This is a genomic window from Flavimarina sp. Hel_I_48 (assembly GCF_000733945.1).
Taxonomy (GTDB): Bacteria; Bacteroidota; Bacteroidia; order Flavobacteriales; family Flavobacteriaceae; genus Leeuwenhoekiella.
This window is the reverse complement of the sequence record NZ_JPOL01000002.1, coordinates 2,655,474-2,671,979: the sequence shown is the minus strand read 5'-3', so window position 1 is coordinate 2,671,979 and position 16,506 is coordinate 2,655,474. Positions and strand designations below refer to the sequence as shown.

General features: G+C 40.5%; 16 protein-coding genes and 5 tRNA genes. 1 reads left to right on the top strand and 20 read right to left on the bottom strand.

From position 1 onward, the window contains the following. Positions 1 to 27: 27 nt before the first annotated feature. From nusG to P162_RS11670, 18 genes are all read right to left on the bottom strand, one after another. The gene (gene nusG, locus P162_RS11755; protein ID WP_031427571.1) at positions 28 to 585 is read right to left on the bottom strand and encodes a transcription termination/antitermination protein NusG; all 558 of its coding nucleotides are present in this window, start codon (positions 583 to 585) and stop codon (positions 28 to 30) included. 11 nt (positions 586 to 596) lie between these two features. Beyond that, positions 597 to 794, bottom strand: a complete 198-nt coding sequence (gene secE / locus P162_RS11750) for a preprotein translocase subunit SecE (RefSeq protein ID WP_031427570.1) — start codon at positions 792 to 794, stop codon at positions 597 to 599. A gap of 113 nt (positions 795 to 907) precedes the next feature. Beyond that, a tRNA-Trp gene (locus tag P162_RS11745) sits at positions 908 to 980 on the bottom strand. A gap of 124 nt (positions 981 to 1,104) precedes the next feature. Beyond that, positions 1,105 to 2,292 carry an elongation factor Tu gene (gene tuf, locus P162_RS11740; RefSeq protein ID WP_031427569.1) on the bottom strand — a complete coding sequence of 396 codons (1,188 nt, stop codon included), beginning with the start codon at positions 2,290 to 2,292 and terminating at the stop codon, positions 1,105 to 1,107. Positions 2,293 to 2,423: 131 nt separating this feature from the next. Continuing rightward, a tRNA-Thr gene (locus P162_RS11735) sits at positions 2,424 to 2,495 on the bottom strand. A 190-nt stretch (positions 2,496 to 2,685) separates the two neighbouring features. Beyond that, positions 2,686 to 2,758 (bottom strand) — tRNA-Gly (locus P162_RS11730). Positions 2,759 to 2,823: 65 nt separating this feature from the next. Then, a tRNA-Tyr gene (locus P162_RS11725) sits at positions 2,824 to 2,906 on the bottom strand. A 63-nt stretch (positions 2,907 to 2,969) separates the two neighbouring features. Next, positions 2,970 to 3,043, bottom strand: a tRNA-Thr gene (locus tag P162_RS11720). 98 nt (positions 3,044 to 3,141) lie between these two features. Continuing rightward, on the bottom strand, positions 3,142 to 3,444 hold the full coding sequence (hpf, locus tag P162_RS11715; RefSeq protein ID WP_031427568.1) for a ribosome hibernation-promoting factor, HPF/YfiA family: 303 nt from the start codon (positions 3,442 to 3,444) through the stop codon (positions 3,142 to 3,144). Positions 3,445 to 3,478: 34 nt separating this feature from the next. Continuing rightward, complete coding sequence (locus P162_RS11710; RefSeq protein WP_241077761.1) at positions 3,479 to 4,369, bottom strand: tyrosine-type recombinase/integrase; 891 nt, start codon at positions 4,367 to 4,369, stop codon at positions 3,479 to 3,481. Positions 4,370 to 4,622: 253 nt separating this feature from the next. Continuing rightward, positions 4,623 to 4,817 carry a 30S ribosomal protein S21 gene (gene rpsU, locus P162_RS11705; protein ID WP_031427566.1) on the bottom strand — a complete coding sequence of 65 codons (195 nt, stop codon included), beginning with the start codon at positions 4,815 to 4,817 and terminating at the stop codon, positions 4,623 to 4,625. Between the two features lie 164 nt (positions 4,818 to 4,981). Beyond that, a complete protein-coding gene (locus P162_RS11700) occupies positions 4,982 to 6,151 on the bottom strand; it encodes an acyl-CoA dehydrogenase family protein (protein ID WP_031427565.1) in 1,170 nt (389 codons plus the stop codon). A 75-nt stretch (positions 6,152 to 6,226) separates the two neighbouring features. Continuing rightward, positions 6,227 to 7,096, bottom strand: coding sequence for a ComEA family DNA-binding protein (locus P162_RS11695; protein ID WP_031427564.1), 870 nt, complete (start codon positions 7,094 to 7,096; stop codon positions 6,227 to 6,229). Between the two features lie 8 nt (positions 7,097 to 7,104). Next, positions 7,105 to 9,186 (bottom strand): amino acid carrier protein, encoded by a 2,082-nt coding sequence (locus P162_RS11690; RefSeq protein WP_031427563.1) that lies wholly within the window; start codon positions 9,184 to 9,186, stop codon positions 7,105 to 7,107. A gap of 260 nt (positions 9,187 to 9,446) precedes the next feature. Beyond that, positions 9,447 to 11,132 carry an alanine/glycine:cation symporter family protein gene (locus P162_RS11685; protein ID WP_031427562.1) on the bottom strand — a complete coding sequence of 562 codons (1,686 nt, stop codon included), beginning with the start codon at positions 11,130 to 11,132 and terminating at the stop codon, positions 9,447 to 9,449. 87 nt (positions 11,133 to 11,219) lie between these two features. Further along, a complete protein-coding gene (locus P162_RS11680) occupies positions 11,220 to 12,227 on the bottom strand; it encodes a potassium channel family protein (protein ID WP_031427561.1) in 1,008 nt (335 codons plus the stop codon). Positions 12,228 to 12,229: 2 nt separating this feature from the next. Continuing rightward, the gene (locus tag P162_RS11675; protein ID WP_031427560.1) at positions 12,230 to 12,457 is read right to left on the bottom strand and encodes a PspC family transcriptional regulator; all 228 of its coding nucleotides are present in this window, start codon (positions 12,455 to 12,457) and stop codon (positions 12,230 to 12,232) included. Between the two features lie 140 nt (positions 12,458 to 12,597). Next, positions 12,598 to 13,884 (bottom strand): DUF2851 family protein, encoded by a 1,287-nt coding sequence (locus P162_RS11670; protein WP_031427559.1) that lies wholly within the window; start codon positions 13,882 to 13,884, stop codon positions 12,598 to 12,600. A gap of 141 nt (positions 13,885 to 14,025) precedes the next feature. On the opposite strand from P162_RS11670, the gene P162_RS11665 reads away from it, so the two are divergent. Beyond that, on the top strand, positions 14,026 to 14,583 hold the full coding sequence (locus P162_RS11665) for a hypothetical protein (protein ID WP_031427558.1): 558 nt from the start codon (positions 14,026 to 14,028) through the stop codon (positions 14,581 to 14,583). Positions 14,584 to 14,704: 121 nt separating this feature from the next. Here the strand turns inward: P162_RS11665 and P162_RS11660 are convergent, their stop codons facing one another. Together P162_RS11660 and P162_RS11655 are read right to left on the bottom strand one after the other, a co-directional pair. Continuing rightward, on the bottom strand, positions 14,705 to 15,685 hold the full coding sequence (locus P162_RS11660; RefSeq protein WP_031427557.1) for a PLP-dependent cysteine synthase family protein: 981 nt from the start codon (positions 15,683 to 15,685) through the stop codon (positions 14,705 to 14,707). A 51-nt stretch (positions 15,686 to 15,736) separates the two neighbouring features. After that, complete coding sequence (locus P162_RS11655) at positions 15,737 to 16,423, bottom strand: hypothetical protein (protein ID WP_051907872.1); 687 nt, start codon at positions 16,421 to 16,423, stop codon at positions 15,737 to 15,739. Positions 16,424 to 16,506 lie beyond the last annotated feature (83 nt).

Sequence of the window (16,506 nt, the reverse complement as noted above, 5' to 3'; positions counted from 1 at the left end):
TATCTATATAATGTAACATTTATCAATCTATACCTTCTCGACCTGCATATAGCTAAGTTCCAAAGGAGTCTTACGACCAAATATTTTAACCATGACCTCAAGCTTGCGCTTTTCTTCATTGATTTTTTCAACAGTACCATTAAATCCATTAAAAGGACCATCTATCACCTTAACCGTCTCTCCTATGACAAATGGAATGGCTACATTTTCTGATTTTACAGAAAGCTCATCCACTTTACCTAGCATACGGTTGACCTCAGATTTTCTAAGGGGCACAGGATCTCCACCTTTAGTTTCTCCCAGAAAGCCTATCACACCATTGATCGATTTGATCATGTGTGTTACCTCACCGCCCAAATTTGCATGAACCATGATGTAACCAGGGAAATAAACACGCTCTTTATTGACTTTTTTGCCTTTACGTATCTGTATAACTTTTTCAGTAGGAACAAGGACCTCTTCTACATAATCTTCAAGATTAAATCGAGCGACTTCTTGATCTATATATCCTTTTACTTTGTTTTCCTGACCACTTACGGCCCGTACCACGTACCAGTCTTTATCGGTATTGTTTGTTATAGCCATTGTAAATGTTTTTAAGCGCCTACGAGATTAAAATAAAACTTGATAGCACGGCTAAATACAGTATCAACACCCCAGATAGCCAGCGCAAAAATAACCGTAAATACAGCAACAACAACAGCTAGTCGTTGTGCTTCAGACAAAGGAGGCCAGGTTACATGATTTTTCAATTCATTATAGGACTCCTGAACGTAATTTACTAAACCAGCCATTTTAATATTTTATTTAGTAGAAATTTTTAATCTAAGAATTCCAACATACAAGTCGTCTTCTCTAATTTGTCAATTGAATGAAACGGAAAACCGTAAATATCAATCCAATTTTGCACGGGTTGAGAGACTCGAACTCCCGACACCTGGTTTTGGAGACCAGTGCTCTACCAACTGAGCTAAACCCGTATTTAAAATAACCAAAAAGTTATTTTAGTAATCAATAGCCTTTAGCATAAATAAAAGGCTACACATTAATAAAAGGCAAGGCACCCGTAAACGGACGCCTTCCCTTCTTATATATTAAATATTCTTAGTCAAGAATTTCAGTAACCTGACCTGCACCTACAGTTCTACCACCCTCACGGATTGCGAAACGAAGACCTACAGTCATCGCGATAGGCTGAATAAGCTCTACATTGATAGTCAAGTTGTCCCCTGGCATTACCATTTCAACACCATCACTAAGTGTAATAGTTCCTGTTACGTCAGTTGTACGTACATAAAACTGTGGACGGTAATTATTGTGGAATGGCGTGTGACGACCACCTTCTTCTTTCTTCAGGATATAAACCTCAGCTTTGAACTTCTGGTGAGGAGTTACAGAAGCTGGCTTGGTAATTACCATACCACGAGTAATTTGAGATTTCTCAATACCACGCAATAAGATACCTACGTTATCACCAGCTTCACCTCTATCCAAAATCTTACGGAACATTTCAACACCCGTAATAGTAGAGGTAAGTTTACCAGCACCCATACCAATGATCTCTACCGGATCCCCTGTATTAGCAACACCAGTTTCAATACGACCAGTTGCAACAGTACCACGACCAGTAATAGAGAATACATCTTCGATAGGCATCAAGAATGGCTTATCAACATCACGCTTTGGCAATTCGATCCAATCATCAACAGCTTGCATAAGTTCTAAAACTTTATCAACCCATTTTTGCTCACCATTAAGTGCACCTAAAGCAGATCCTTGAATAACAGGACCATTGTCACCGTCATACTCATAAAAGCTCAATAGATCACGTACTTCCATCTCAACTAGCTCAAGAAGTTCTTCATCATCAACCATATCCACCTTGTTCATGAATACAACGATACGAGGAATACCTACCTGACGTCCAAGAAGGATATGCTCACGCGTTTGAGGCATAGGTCCATCTGTCGCAGCAACCACTAATATAGCACCGTCCATCTGGGCAGCACCAGTAACCATGTTCTTCACATAATCCGCGTGACCAGGACAGTCAACGTGCGCATAGTGACGGTTTTCTGTAGCGTATTCAACGTGAGAAGTATTAATTGTAATACCGCGCTCTTTTTCTTCAGGAGCGTTGTCAATAGAGTCAAAACTTCTCAACTCAGAAAGACCTGTACTAGAAAGTACGGTCGTAATAGCAGCTGTTAAAGTTGTTTTACCGTGATCCACGTGTCCAATGGTACCTATATTTAAGTGCGGTTTGGAGCGATCAAAAGTTGCCTTTGCCATGATTTAAATTATTTTATTCTTAGTTATTATTAGTGTTCAAATTTTTATTAACAGGCCACTTCAGCTTTTAATAAACACAAAAAGCCGGAGTGCAAAACACCCGTTTAGTTTAAAAACTGCCACTGCTATAGAGCCAACGACGGGAATTGAACCCGTGACCTCTTCCTTACCAAGGAAACGCTCTACCCCTGAGCTACGTCGGCTTAAGGTTGTTCTGGCAAACCAGAAAAACGAAGCCCAAACTGATTATGCAGCGTTAAGGGCTGGATTTGACACGAAGTCAAAGCAGTAACATTATGATATACGATAAATTGTCAGTTCAGAGATTCAAAACTTATACGTAAGTATAATTTTAAAACCTTCTAAAACAAAACAAAATCATCTGTTTAAGAGAGCGGGAGACCGGGTTCGAACCGGCGACATTCAGCTTGGAAGGCTGACGCTCTACCAACTGAGCTACTCCCGCATTTTTATTTGGACTGCAAAGCTACAAAATATAGCGATACAAAATTCCAAACAAAACATTAAATGTGGGGAGAGCAGGATTCGAACCTGCGAAGTCGTAAAACAACAGAGTTACAGTCTGTCCTCGTTGGCCGCTTGAGTATCTCCCCAAAAATAGTATAATCAATATTTCAAAAAACCGAATCGTCTTTAAACAAAACGCCTTCAAATCGAGCCGATGAAGGGACTCGAACCCCCGACCCCGAGATTACAAATCACGTGCTCTAGCCAACTGAGCTACATCGGCTTTTCTATACTTTCTTTAGCATAAAAAAGTCCGCTATTTCTAACGGACTGCAAATGTAGAATATTTTTATTTCTAACAAAACATTTTCGAGAAAAAATTTAAGCAACTGCCCTATTTTTCTCTTTCTGCCTCATTAATTGACGTTGTAAAGACTGTGTACAGTTATCTGTACCAGCTTCAAAACTGTTTGCCTGTTTCTTCACGATAAACTCATTTCCGGGAACACTTAATAATATTTCAACTATCTTATTTTCACGACCGCTGGTTTTTTGTACTTTGAGAAACACATCAGCATAAATTATCTTATCATAATACTGTTCCAGCTTAGATAGCTTTCGACCTATGAAATCAATCAATTTTTGATCTGCTGTGAAATTGGGGTTTTGCACATTTACTTTCATAATATATAAGTATTAAGGTTAAATTTCCCGGTTGCTAATTCATCTCATCCGTATCTTTTCTATTACGCGGGTGTGCCAGGCCATGTACCTTTTGCAGCTGCGCAATGCTATTGTGCGTATATATTTGCGTTGAGGCCAGGCTGCTATGTCCCAGCAATTCTTTTACCGCATTCAAATCTGCACCATTGTTCAGTAAATGAGTCGCAAATGTATGGCGCAACATATGTGGACTGGTTTTTACTTTTTGAGATACTGCACTAAAATAATTATTTATTATTCTATAAACAAGTGTGTTATACATTTTAACGCCCTTGTTTGTCAATAAAACAAAGGGCACATCATTATTTTTAAATTCAGCGGATCTTTTTTCCAGATAAAGTTCAAAAATGGCATCTAAACTATCAATAATAGGTATAAAACGTTCTTTATTACGCTTTCCCAGAACTTTAAGCACGCCCTCTCCCCTGTTAATATCCCCTAATTTAAGATTGATCAGTTCGCTGCGCCGCATGCCTGTTGTATACAGAAGCTCTATCAAGAGTTGATCCCGTAAATCCTTAAAACTTGATGCACCGCTTAAGGGCTCCAGCACATCGTCTATTTCCTGAGATGAAAAAGGAACCTGAACTTTTGACTTTGTCTTTATTGATTTATGACGAGCGAGGGGTGAAACAGCAACATCCCCTGTTTTCTGCAGAAATTTATAAAATGTCTTTAGAGAAGCAATTTTACGGTTGATACTGCGATTTGCTATTTTTGATTCCGAAAGAAGAACGATCCATCCACGCACCATTGCATAGGTAACGCTACCTGGAGACGTGGTTTCATATTCCGTTTCCGTGAAAACAAAAAAAGATGTAATGTCCTTTTCATAAGCGAGAAGCGTATGTGCGCTGTAGTGCTTTTCTAGCTTTAAATATTCCAAAAACGATTTTAGGTACAAAACGGCTGATTTTAGTCTCAATTTAGGCAAAAAGATCAATTTATCGCATAAAAAAATCCGCCTGACCAGAACTGTCAGGCGGATTTGTATTGTGAAAGAGGATTAGTCTCTCTGTTAAAATCCCATTGTCGAACAAGGTTGACAAGACGGATTTATATAATTACCGATAGTGTTATCGGAATAAGATTTACTATAAGCCCTGAATAAAACGAATTTATTAAGAGCTAAAGTTGATCTAGATATTCTCTTTGTCGCGAAGCCCTTGTATGTAAGAAGCTTTTTGAATCTCCTTCCTTCGTTCTACTGAAGGCTTAGTGAAACTCTGACGGTCACGCAGCCTACGCATTGTTCCCGTTCTATCAAACTTCCTTTTAAAACGCTTAAGCGCCCTATCGATATTCTCTCCGTCTTTAACTGGTATAATTAACATAGTGGTACCTCCTTTCTTTTAATTCGTATTCCGTTCTGTAATATTGTTATTCTAAAATAGAGTGCAAATATAAATCAATTCTTAAAACTGACAAACATATTGATTATTTGTTTTCATTTCTTAAAATGGAATCAAATGCTTCCCTTTAGACGATAAAAATTCAACTATCTCGCTGCCGGTTTATATTCTTTCTTATCAATGATCATTTTTGCTATGATCTCTTTTAATATTTCTGAAGTACCTCCACCTATGGGGCCCAGTCTGCTGTCCCTAAACATTCTTGCCAGCGGGTAATCTTCCATATAGCCATAGCCGCCCAGCATCTGCAGGCAATCATAAATTACCTCATCAGCAACTTTGGTTGACTTTAATTTGGACATACTCGCCTCCTTGACTACATACTCCCCTTTGCTTAGATTATCTGCAACGGCATAATTAAAGGTTTTACAGATCTCAACATCTGTGGCCATTTCTGAAATTTTATGTCGTAGCGCCTGAAATTTATTTATCTTTTTTCCGAAAGCTGTACGCTCCTCCATATAATTCATGGCATATTCAAGGGCAAATTCTGCACGGGCATGTGCATTGATTCCCATAATTAGCCGCTCTAAGGCAAAATGTTGCATTATGTAGGGAAATCCCTGACCTTCTTCTCCCATAAGGTTCTCTCTGGGAACTTTTACATTATCAAAAGCGATCTCGCCCGTGTCTGAAGCGCGCCAGCCCAATTTATCCAGTTTGGTAGCGCTTATACCTTCCATCTCGCGATCAAGAACAAAAATACTCATGCCTTTATTACCGGCGTCAGCATCGGTTTTTGCAGCTACAACCAGATAATCTGAACATACTCCGTTTGTAATAAAGGTTTTTGAACCGTTTAGTATATAATGATCCCCTTCAAGTTTTGCGGTACTTCGCATCCCCGCCACATCAGAACCACCAAATGGCTCTGTTATGCAAAGGCAGCCTATCATTTCTCCCGCAATACTGGGTACCAGATATTTTTCTTTGATTCGCTCATCACCTTCTGCATTGAGATGCGTCATGGCCAGGTAGGAATGCGCCCACATAGCAGCGGCAAAACCGCCAGAATTGATTTTCTGAAGTTCTTCCAGAAAAATAACGGTATAAAAAACATCAAGATTAAGACCTCCATATTTTTCAGGATAATGAATACCAAAAAAGCCCATATCCCCAAATTTTTTCCAGATGCCGCTGTCTATACTTCCGGTTTTTTCCCATTCATCAATATTTGGGACTACTTCTTTCACTAGAAAATCCCGTAAGCTCTGCCTAAAGAGCTCATGCTCTTCTGTAAAATATGTGTTCTTCATGTAATTCTTATAATTTTAGTACTAACGCGACTTGGATAGGCTGGTTAGTTTTGAGGGTTTCGCAAAAAAACGCCCCTATTTTTGGCTGGATGACAAATATAATTTAATTCGTTCTAACTTATAAGCGTTTATACCTTCTATTTTAAGCAGTTCATCAAGGTCATTGATTCCCTCGTGTAGTTCCCTATAATTTATAATCTCCCTTGCGATATCAAAGGTAATGAAGGAAATGGTTGAAAGATCTGACGCATTCGCTTCATTCACATTTATGGGGGTTATTTCTGGCCTGGTTTGCACCGTAAACTCATCTTTGATTTTAAAAACGACCGCACTGGGAAGTCCGTAAACATCAAAAAGCTGGTTGTCCTCAAGAAAACCACCCAGCCGTTTCCTATAATTTACAATGCGTATAGCCAGCTCTTCATTCAATTCTTTTACCAGAAGCAAATCCTCTACGGAAGCGGTATTGATATCGTTCTTCTGGGCAGTGGACTTCTTCTTGTTTCCAGTAAAAGGTTTTTTGGCCTGGGCATTGACAACCCAATCCGGAAATTTGAAGTACGGTGAAATTACCGCCAATAATGAATCTGAAACACCGGTAACTTTCTTAAAATCTGCAGTTGAATTGATCCATTGATCGGTTTCCCTAAATTGGTGAAGTTTATCAATTTGTTTTAGGGAAAGGCCAAGCACATATCCTTTATAATCAGAAATAAAATTAGGGTTGAAGGGATAGATTTTGGGTATTGTATCCGCTGTTTTGAGTGCTTTGATGGAGTCTATTTTCGCCTGAAAAACAGCCATTTTAGGGTCATTTTCAGGTATTTTTTGACTAAAATCCCGAAAATAAGTTACCGCCAGACAGACACAAATCAATAGTACTAATAGTAAAATCCCACTCCGTTGCTCTCTGTTAAGTACGAAGTGGGATTTTATAATTTTCATTTGTTTATTTAGTTGGCCTTATTTTTTACGACTTTATCATTCTTAAAAAGTTCGTTTGCCTTCAATTTACGGAAATATTCCCGCAGATCCTTCCGCACTTCACCGCTCATGATATAAAGACCTATAATATTAGGAAATGACATGGCCAGGATCATCATATCAGAAAAGTCCAGTACCGCCCCAAGGCTCACCGAGGCTCCCACAATTACAAAGAACAAGAACAAAATCTTATAGAGCAATTCCATTTTTTTACTTTTTCCGAAGAGGTACGTCCAGGCACGCATACCATAGTAGGACCAGGAAATCATCGTGGAAAATGCAAAAAGGAAAACCGCGGCAGCCAGGACATAGGGAAACCAGGAGATCACACTACCAAAGGCATCTGAAGTCAAATCTGCACCAGCAACACCGGTAACCTCGTGCATACCCGTAAAAATTAAAACCAGTGCTGTAAGTGTACACACAACAACGGTATCAATAAAAGGTTCTAAAAGCGCCACAAAACCTTCGGAAGGAGGATGGTTTGTTTTGGCCACACTGTGTGCAATAGCCGCAGAACCCACACCAGCTTCATTAGAAAATGCCGCACGTTGAAAACCTACGATAAGCACGCCCAGGATCCCACCTTTAAGTGCGCTCGGACTAAATGCCCCGTCTATGATCGCAGAAAACGCCGGACCAATATTTTCGATATTTATAAAGATAACCGTTAATGCACCCAGCACATAAACGCCGGCCATGATGGGAACAATTTTACCTGTTACCTTTGCGATACTGTTTATACCACCTATGATTACCACACCTACTAAAACGGCTACGGTAACCCCAAACCAGAATCCATTACCTACTAAAGCTGGAAACTGACCACTAAGAATTTCAAAAGATTGATTGGCCTGAAACATATTTCCACCTCCAAAAGAAGCTCCAATAGCCAGTACGGCAAAAAATGCTGCCAGTACTTTACCCAGACCTCCCATGTTACGTTTTTCTAATCCGTAACGCAGATAATTCATTGGTCCACCAAAAACACGACCATCCGGAAGGATATTTCTGTATTTCACCCCCAGGGTACATTCCACAAATTTAGAGGACATCCCTAAAAGGCCTGCCACGATCATCCAGAAAGTAGCACCTGCGCCACCCAATGAAACGGCTACGGCGACCCCCGCAATATTACCCAGACCCACCGTTGCAGAAACCGCAGTTGCCAATGCCTGAAAATGCGTTATACTCCCAGGAGCATCAGGATCATCATATTTACCTTTGGCCAATTCAAGACTGTGGCTAAAGCCCCTAAAGTTGATAAAGCCCATTCTTACCGTAAAGAAGGCAGCACCAAAAATCAACCAAACCACAATAAAAGGAATACTTGTAGTCTGCTTATCACCGTTAGGAAACTCTAATGCAACAGGGTCGTCATATTCAATTTCCGCAAAAACATCTGCATTGGTTTCAATAACATGTTTTTGGTTTTCTGGGTTATAGATCATGCCACCCTGCTCTTCCAGATGTATTAGTTTTCCATTTGCACTTGCGGTAACGGTTTGCTCTGTACCATCACTCTGGGAAATCCTGGCTATGGGATCCCCCTCTTTCACGTTGGCTCCGTCAGGTTTCAGCCACTCCGCCAGGGTGTAGCTCGTTGCACTTATAGACGACCATCCCGGTATGGCTACCATTTTTAAGTCAGAATATATAACAGGGTCATAGATACCGCTGGCAGCAAAAGGATCCCAGAAAAGTACAGATCCCAGACCGGCAACCGCTGGGGTCATGGTACCGTTAAAAATTTCGGTGATAGACTCGGCGTCTATTTTAAATTCTTCGGTAACAGTGTTTCCAGTAGCATCACTAACCACCACTTTATGGGTAACCCCTTCTGTTAGCGATTGTGCCGTATTAGAACTTAAAGGTGTGTTCTGGTCGCTCCATTTATAGGAATAAGGAGCAGTACCACCTTTTACCGTTATTGTGGCAACACCATCGTTTATGTTAGTACTTGGATTTGAAACTTCTGCGGAAACCTGAAGCTCCTGAGCGCTGGATAACGCCGAAAAAAGAATGCAAAAAAGAAAAATAATTTTCTTCATGATGGTTTTTTGAATTGGTTTTTATTTAACAAAAGAGCAAGATGCTAAAAAAATAGACCTTTTCAAAGATAGTCGAGTTAAAATATACTCTCATAGTCAAGCATCATGGGCAGTTAATAAAAATTATAGCGCTAACTATCAATTGTTCATCAAACAAAAAGCGCTCAAATTACTTAAAATTTTATGACAAAACTTTTAAATAATCTTAAGCGTTTTATAAATGTCACTCATTTTTATGCGCTACCTGAAGTTCAAAAACCTCATGAAATAGCGTTATGTTTTAATTTTATTGCGGCAAGATAACGCTCCAGTTGTTTTTTAACTACAGGGAAAAGGAAGAATAATCCCACCATATTGGGAAAGATCATTGCAAAAATCATCGCGTCTGAAAAAGCCCAAATAGATCTCATATTTGCTGCTGCGCCTATTATTATAAATGTAAGGAATAGAATTTTATAGACAATATCTGCCACCTTGCCCCTTCCGAAAAGATACTTCCAGGATTGTATACCATAATAGGACCAGGAAATCATCGTAGAAACTGCAAATAGGACTACCGCAATGGTCAAAAACACGTTTGAGTATGGTATATATTGGGCAAAAGCTTTTGAGGTAATTCCAGCCCCTTCATAGGACAAACCATCAATGATCACAGCCCCAGAACCGTCACCTCCATATTGAAAGTATCCTTGCATATTGAAAATAATAATCACCAGCGCTGTCATGGTACAGATCACTACCGTATCTATAAAAGGCTCCAGCAAGGCTACCAAACCTTCACTTGCTGAATATTTTGTACGTACTGCAGAATGCGCAATAGATGCAGAACCAGCACCCGCTTCGTTAGAGAATGCGGCACGCCTGAATCCCACAAGCAAAACCCCAATAACACTTCCCACGCCAATAGCGGTGGGCTTAAATGCTTCTTCCATAATGAGCACCACCGCGTCATCGATAAGGCTAAAATTTGCCAAAATGATATAAATACAGGCGGCAAGATAAAAAAGTGCCATAAACGGTACTACTTTTTCGGTTACCGAAGCTATACGCTTAATGCCACCTATGATAATGACCCCAACAAAAACGGCAATCACTATACCTATAAAAAATCCGGCTCCGGCACTTTCCAGGTTTAGCAATTCTTTGAGCACAATGGTAGCCTGATTGGATTGGGCTGCATTTCCACCACCAAACGATCCACCAATACAAAATATGGCAAAAATAACCGCTGTAATTTTACCTAGTGTGGCATATCCACGTTCTTTAAGTCCTTTGGTAAGGTAGTACATGGGACCGCCATAAACGGTCCCATCTGGTCCTACATCGCGGTATTGTACCCCCAGGGTACATTCCACAAATTTTGTTGACATGCCTAAAAGACCGCATACGATCATCCAGAATGTTGCTCCAGGCCCGCCCAAAGCGATCGCCAGGGCAACTCCAGCAATATTACCGTTCCCCACCGTACCGGAGACAGCGGTCGCAAGTGCTTGAAAATGGCTTACTTCCCCGGCCGAGCTTTCTTCCTGTATACTTTCTACAATATCAGTATTGATATTTAGCGTATCATCAAGGCCTTCCACATGGGCGTGAAAGTCATCTACCTTGTTCATATCTATACCCTGGGCAATACCGCCTTCTCCATAGAGTACTTTGGCACCGTGATTTTCAATGTCTTCATATTTTCCACGAACGGTTTGAATAGCCCTCCAGAAATACCGGAAATTGGGAAACCCGAAGTATACAGTAAAAAAAGCGGCACTGAATACCAGGAGTATGAGTATAAAAGGAACGTCAAAAACCTCAAAAAAAATAATTTGGGAAAAGAAATCTGAAATAGGTGCAAAAGCCTGATCAATCTGATCATCAATACCTATAGTTTCGCTTTGCGAAAAACTCAGAAAAGGTGCCAAAAATGCACAAATAAGGGCAGAAAATTGCTTCATAAAAGATAAGATCGTTGGTTGACGTCGTATTGTTTTCGGTATATCGAAAATAGTCTTTTATGAAATACGATTTACTTTTTAATCCGCTTATATAGCAAATTCTTTGTGCAGGTTTTCAATCTGTTCGGGACGACCTATTACAATGAGTTTTGAATTTTGCTGCACGAGCTGACTCGCCTCAGGGTTAATCACATAACCACCTTCTGGTGATTTATAACCTATGATACTGCAGCCTGTACGGTTGCGCAGGTCGATCTCACGAATGGTTTTATCTTTAGAATCTGGACATACCGCTTTATACGGTATCTCCTGTACATTGACACTTCCTTCCGTAGAGACCTGAAGGTTATCCATAAACTCAACAAGGTCTGGCGTTACCACGAGGGAAGCCATGTGATCACCGCCTATTTTATCTGGCATGATCACGTTGTCTGCACCGGCGAACTTTAATTTTTGATAAGTGGTTTCTTCAGAGGCACGGCTTATGATCTTCATCTGTTTGTTGATCTGCCGGGCAGAAAGAACCACAAAAAGGTTATCGGCATCTTCGGGAAGGGCAGATATGAGCGTACGTGCACGTTCTACCCCTGCACGAATCAGAATCTCATCTTCATTTGCATTTCCCGTTATAAATGGTATAAAATCATTGCCAAAGCGCTCTGCAATATCCTCATCAATCTCGATAATAACAAAATCCTGTTTATAGGTAATTAATTTCTGAACCGCCTGTTTGCCATTTCGGCCATAGCCCACAACGATCACATGATTTTTTAATTTATCTACTTTACGCTGCACTTTTCTATGTGTTAAGAGTTCATAACCGCTACGGCTCACTATATATTCTGTTATTACCGAAAGTGAATAACCCAGTGCCACCAGACTGGTCAATATAAGGAAAACGGTAAATAATTTTGCGCTCTCATTAAGGGGCGCAACTTCCCCAAAGCCCACGGTACTTATCGTGATAATGGTCATATAGACCGAATCTGTCCAGGTATAATCTGCAAAAATCCTAAATCCTAAAATCCCCGTGGTCAGCATGGTGATGACCAGAAAAATGGCAATATATATCTTAGAACTGAAAAACCGTAGCATAATTAAAAGTCAAAAACCGATGAACGCTTTGTATAAACAAAATCCTTGATGCGAAGCCAGAATGCCATAAAAAGATATATGGCAAAACCAAGTCCCAGCGTGGCAAAAGACAGATATATGAAGGATAAACGCACATTTTTTGTACGTATTCCCATACGGTCTGCCAGGCGTGAACATACGTAAAAGCCGTTGCGTTCAAAAAAATACCGGATTTTGTAAATCAGTTTCATTACGTGCAAAGTACTAAAAATATCAAGGCGGTGCGCCTTTTTAAAACCGAAGAAATCAAGAGCCAAAACGCAAATTAAGGAATCTTGCGTTTTATTTGAATCAAGTTTCACAATCAACCATTTGCTGTTTTCACAAAAAGTCAAAGCGTATCAGGATTAGAAATCAAATAATTGCCCACCTGACATTTTAAACAGGCATTGGGATCGCAATAATTATTTTTAAGTTCTAAAAGCGCTTGTGACGTTAGCGCATTTTCCGGAAGTTTCCTCAATTTGAAAAAAGAATCTACAATGCTGTTCTTTTCCGTGGGGATAGCGGCAATAAGTTCAAGGATTTTCTCGGGTTCTGCGGTGGTTTTTGACCTTAAATAGGCAAATTTTAGGGGAATAATGGTATTAATGAGCAGTATATTAATGAAAGAACGGCTCAGGGATTTTGGTCTTGCCTTATGGGTTTTACCAAAGGTATAATGCATATCCCAATATGGCGACGCCTTCACCGAAAGCAGCTCATAATATTCATCCAGGTGTTCCGCTTGCATAAGCTTTGAAAACAACGCTTTCTTTTCAGAATATAAAGCGGCCACCTGCGACAGTCTTATCGTGGGGAAGTTGGGCGGGCGTAATTTAAAGAACTGCACAGGTTCGCCATGATTTTGTGGTAGTTCGTATTTATGTTTGAGATACGCGTATTCTTTTTTCCACTCCAGTACCTGAATATCGTTTGATTGTTCCATCAAAAGACCGGCCTGCCCCAGTAAAAGCGGCTCCAGGGCATTTTCAACAGAAGTGGATTTGCGTATGATTTTAAAGGGAATGCTCCCGGCGAGAGCAGCAAATGCGGCTCCGTTTATTTTAGTTCCAAAGCTGCGCATCAACAGGAAAAACAAAGCGGCTTCCCAATCATTCTTTGAAGTTTTCAGCAAACCATCCACTTCTTTTACCTTGCGCTCCAGTCGCTCAAAGTATAGCCGTTCCAGCCAATTTTGCATAAGCGGATCTGGCACTGCGTGAAAATCCTGTTCGCAGTTGATAAAGCGTTTGCCGGTCCTATCAAATAGTTTCTTATAACTGCTCAATAAATCTTCGGTGACATAACTCTTCAAAAGTAGCGTGGGCAGAACCGCGTTGCCCACACCATACACCGCGATATCATCCTCCCAGACCACATGCAGGATCACATTGTCATACTTGCGGTCTTTTTCATGACCATGCCCGTACCATTGGGAAGCTTTTACGTGCAATTCTATATTCCCGGCCCATAGTTGGCCGTCAATGCGTATGCGGGCGTTGAAAAAATCTGGTCCCGCAAGCTGGTTGTGCATTCCCACACTTACGATTGCCACATCTTTCCCTTCTGTGGTTTTTAAGCGTGCCGCTTCAAACTTTTTGTACTTCCAGAGGTATTGTAAAAAATCTTCCTTCATGTACAGTTTGCTTTGGTTCTAAAAAAATTAAGCCTTCGGACAACTATTTTGAACAACTTCAACCATAAATGTAAACTAATTTTAGCACTTTGTTAATAAGCTATGCGTACGGACTATCATACTTTTAGGAAAAATTATCACATGAGAAAATACACCGTACAAGCATCTTTTTTATTGCTTTTAGCACTAACCGCAACCTCTTGCGTAGATCGCAAAACAAATCAGGACGAGGACACTGTTCGGTTAGAAGCACCTAAAGACAATAGCGCCGATACTGAATTTACCGAAGAATCAGATATGACACCAGAAGGTGAAAATCCTAAGCTGTCAAATGAAGATATGGTCGCATTGACCGAAGCCAAGGGAGTTATCAATGACTACTATAATGCGTTTACCCGCAAAGCACCCCGTGAAGCTTATGATATGTGGGATGCTGATAGTAACAACGGTACTTTTGCTGACTTTTCTGAAAAGAATCCTAATTATGAGAAAATCGAGGTCGCTTTCACAGAAGAAGATACCCAGATGAAAACGGTGGACAGTGTTTCTACCGCAACCATTCCTGTACGTATCAGCGCAACAGATGCTGATGGAAATATTTCAAGCTCGTCTGGAGTGGTACGTCTTAAAAAGAATGCTAAGGCAGACAATTCAAAATTCAAGATTGAATCTATGGACCTCAAAAAGGAAGATAGTTAGAAAAACATACCTTTTTAATAAAAAAAGCCGCTCTAGAGCGGCTTTTTTTATTTCTCAAGTATTCTGATTTCTTCTAATTATGGGTCTAAATCGTTAAAAAATGACCTTAAAAAGTCATTTTTTAATCTAAAAATCCTTTTTCCTTCATCCACTCGTCATTGAACATTTTGCCCACATAGCGGCTTCCGTGATCGTGAAAGAGAATCACCACAACATCATCCTTCTTAAAATGTTCTTTAAGCTGTAATAAGCCTTTTATTGCCGCGCCCGCGGAATTTCCCAGGAACATTCCTTCTTCTTTCGCCAGTTTGCGGGTGTAAACCGCAGCATCCTTATCGGTCACTTTTGTAAAACCATCTATAAGGTCAAAGTTTACATTCTTCGGCAGGATGTCTTCCCCTATTCCTTCGGTTGTATAGGGATAAATTTCATTTTCATCAAAAATTCCGGTTTCATGGTACTTTTTAAAAACCGAACCGTAGGTATCCACACCCCAGATTTTAACATCTGGATTTTTCATTTTCAGATAACTCGCCACGCCAGAAATTGTTCCACCGGTTCCTACGCCAACAACAAAATGGGTGACTTTACCATCGGTCTGCTGCCAGATTTCTGGGCCGGTACTTTGAAAATGGGCGGTACAGTTACCGGGATTGTCATATTGGTTTACGTACCAGGAGTTGGGCGTTTCTTCCGCAAGGCGTTTTGAAACAGAATAGTAAGAACGCGGGTCTTCGGCAGGAACATCAGTAGGGCATACCACAACTTCGCTGCCCACCGCTTTGAGAATGTCCATTTTTTCTTTGCTCTGCTTATCAGACATCACGCAGATCATTTTATAGCCACGCACGATTGCGACAAGCGCAAGTCCCATGCCCGTGTTTCCAGAAGTTCCTTCTATGATCGTACCACCGGGTTTAAGAATTCCCGCAGCTTCTGCATCATCAACCATTTTAACCGCCATGCGATCCTTGACGGAATTCCCAGGGTTAAACGTTTCATATTTTGCCAGTACAAGGCAGGGTAAATCCTGGGTAAGCTTATTGAGTTTGACCATAGGGGTATTCCCAATGGTTCCTAATATATTTTCTTTGTAATCCATAAGTTCTTTCTTCCTGCAAAGATACTTTTTACGCAAGGTTCTGGCCAAAAGCTATCCTAAATTATTGGTTTTTGGCATCCTTGGTCGAAGAAATTTTCTTTTCCCTACACGGCGCGTCCAGTAGATGATCGCCCCGGTTCCTATCAAAGTAGGCAGCATCCATGCAGCGAGGTTATCAAAGTTGAGACCGGCAACCATAAAGGCGGTGATGGATGCAATATAGGCGCCTATGATCCTGGCCAGGTGATTGACGAGCCATTTAGATGTATCAGCAGCTGGATTTTTATAAAACCGAAAATCCTTTATCGCGAATCCCAGTCCAAAGAGACCGAAAAACAGAAACAAAACAGCATTCTGCCCATCCTGAATCAATCCTAAAATACCAACACCAATCATCACCATCGCAAATAACATCATACTGCCTGAAATTAGCTTATCTATCAACGTTGCGCTGGTTTTCTTAAATATGGGCTTAAAGGTAAGCGCGCGGTTCCCGGCGAGGACGAGATAAATGGTAAACAACGCGATAAGGAAAAGGAACATATTTTTATGACCCGGTATCCAGGCCACGGGAATACTGATCAGCGAACTGATAATCATCCCAATACTGAACCATTTTCCGGCCAGAAGATGTGATTTTGACCCTTTTTTGACCAAAAAACTGATGGTTCCGGCAATTAATCCAATTCCGCCGAAAAACGCGTGAACATAAATAGCGATCGTAATACTTTGTTCCATCTTTAGCTGTGTTAGGCTTCAAAGATGCAGCGATACCATAAACAGAAAAAATTAATGATGCTCAACTGGCTATTTTTAGCATT

What these genes read in the sequence shown, in the direction of transcription:
- P162_RS11700 (WP_031427565.1), bottom strand. Translation starts at nt 6,151, where the DNA reads ATGAAGAACACATATTTTACAGAAGAGCATGAGCTCTTTAGGCAGAGC.
- hpf (WP_031427568.1), bottom strand. Translation starts at nt 3,444, where the DNA reads ATGAAAGTAAATGTGCAAAACCCCAATTTCACAGCAGATCAAAAATTG.
- P162_RS11660 (WP_031427557.1), bottom strand. Translation starts at nt 15,685, where the DNA reads ATGGATTACAAAGAAAATATATTAGGAACCATTGGGAATACCCCTATG.
- rpsU (WP_031427566.1), bottom strand. Translation starts at nt 4,817, where the DNA reads ATGTTAATTATACCAGTTAAAGACGGAGAGAATATCGATAGGGCGCTT.
- P162_RS11675 (WP_031427560.1), bottom strand. Translation starts at nt 12,457, where the DNA reads ATGAAACTGATTTACAAAATCCGGTATTTTTTTGAACGCAACGGCTTT.
- P162_RS11680 (WP_031427561.1), bottom strand. Translation starts at nt 12,227, where the DNA reads ATGCTACGGTTTTTCAGTTCTAAGATATATATTGCCATTTTTCTGGTC.
- P162_RS11695 (WP_031427564.1), bottom strand. Translation starts at nt 7,096, where the DNA reads ATGAAAATTATAAAATCCCACTTCGTACTTAACAGAGAGCAACGGAGT.
- tuf (WP_031427569.1), bottom strand. Translation starts at nt 2,292, where the DNA reads ATGGCAAAGGCAACTTTTGATCGCTCCAAACCGCACTTAAATATAGGT.
- P162_RS11685 (WP_031427562.1), bottom strand. Translation starts at nt 11,132, where the DNA reads ATGAAGCAATTTTCTGCCCTTATTTGTGCATTTTTGGCACCTTTTCTG.
- P162_RS11670 (WP_031427559.1), bottom strand. Translation starts at nt 13,884, where the DNA reads ATGAAGGAAGATTTTTTACAATACCTCTGGAAGTACAAAAAGTTTGAA.
- P162_RS11690 (WP_031427563.1), bottom strand. Translation starts at nt 9,186, where the DNA reads ATGAAGAAAATTATTTTTCTTTTTTGCATTCTTTTTTCGGCGTTATCC.
- P162_RS11655 (WP_051907872.1), bottom strand. Translation starts at nt 16,423, where the DNA reads ATGGAACAAAGTATTACGATCGCTATTTATGTTCACGCGTTTTTCGGC.
- secE (WP_031427570.1), bottom strand. Translation starts at nt 794, where the DNA reads ATGGCTGGTTTAGTAAATTACGTTCAGGAGTCCTATAATGAATTGAAA.
- P162_RS11665 (WP_031427558.1), top strand. Translation starts at nt 14,026, where the DNA reads ATGAGAAAATACACCGTACAAGCATCTTTTTTATTGCTTTTAGCACTA.
- nusG (WP_031427571.1), bottom strand. Translation starts at nt 585, where the DNA reads ATGGCTATAACAAACAATACCGATAAAGACTGGTACGTGGTACGGGCC.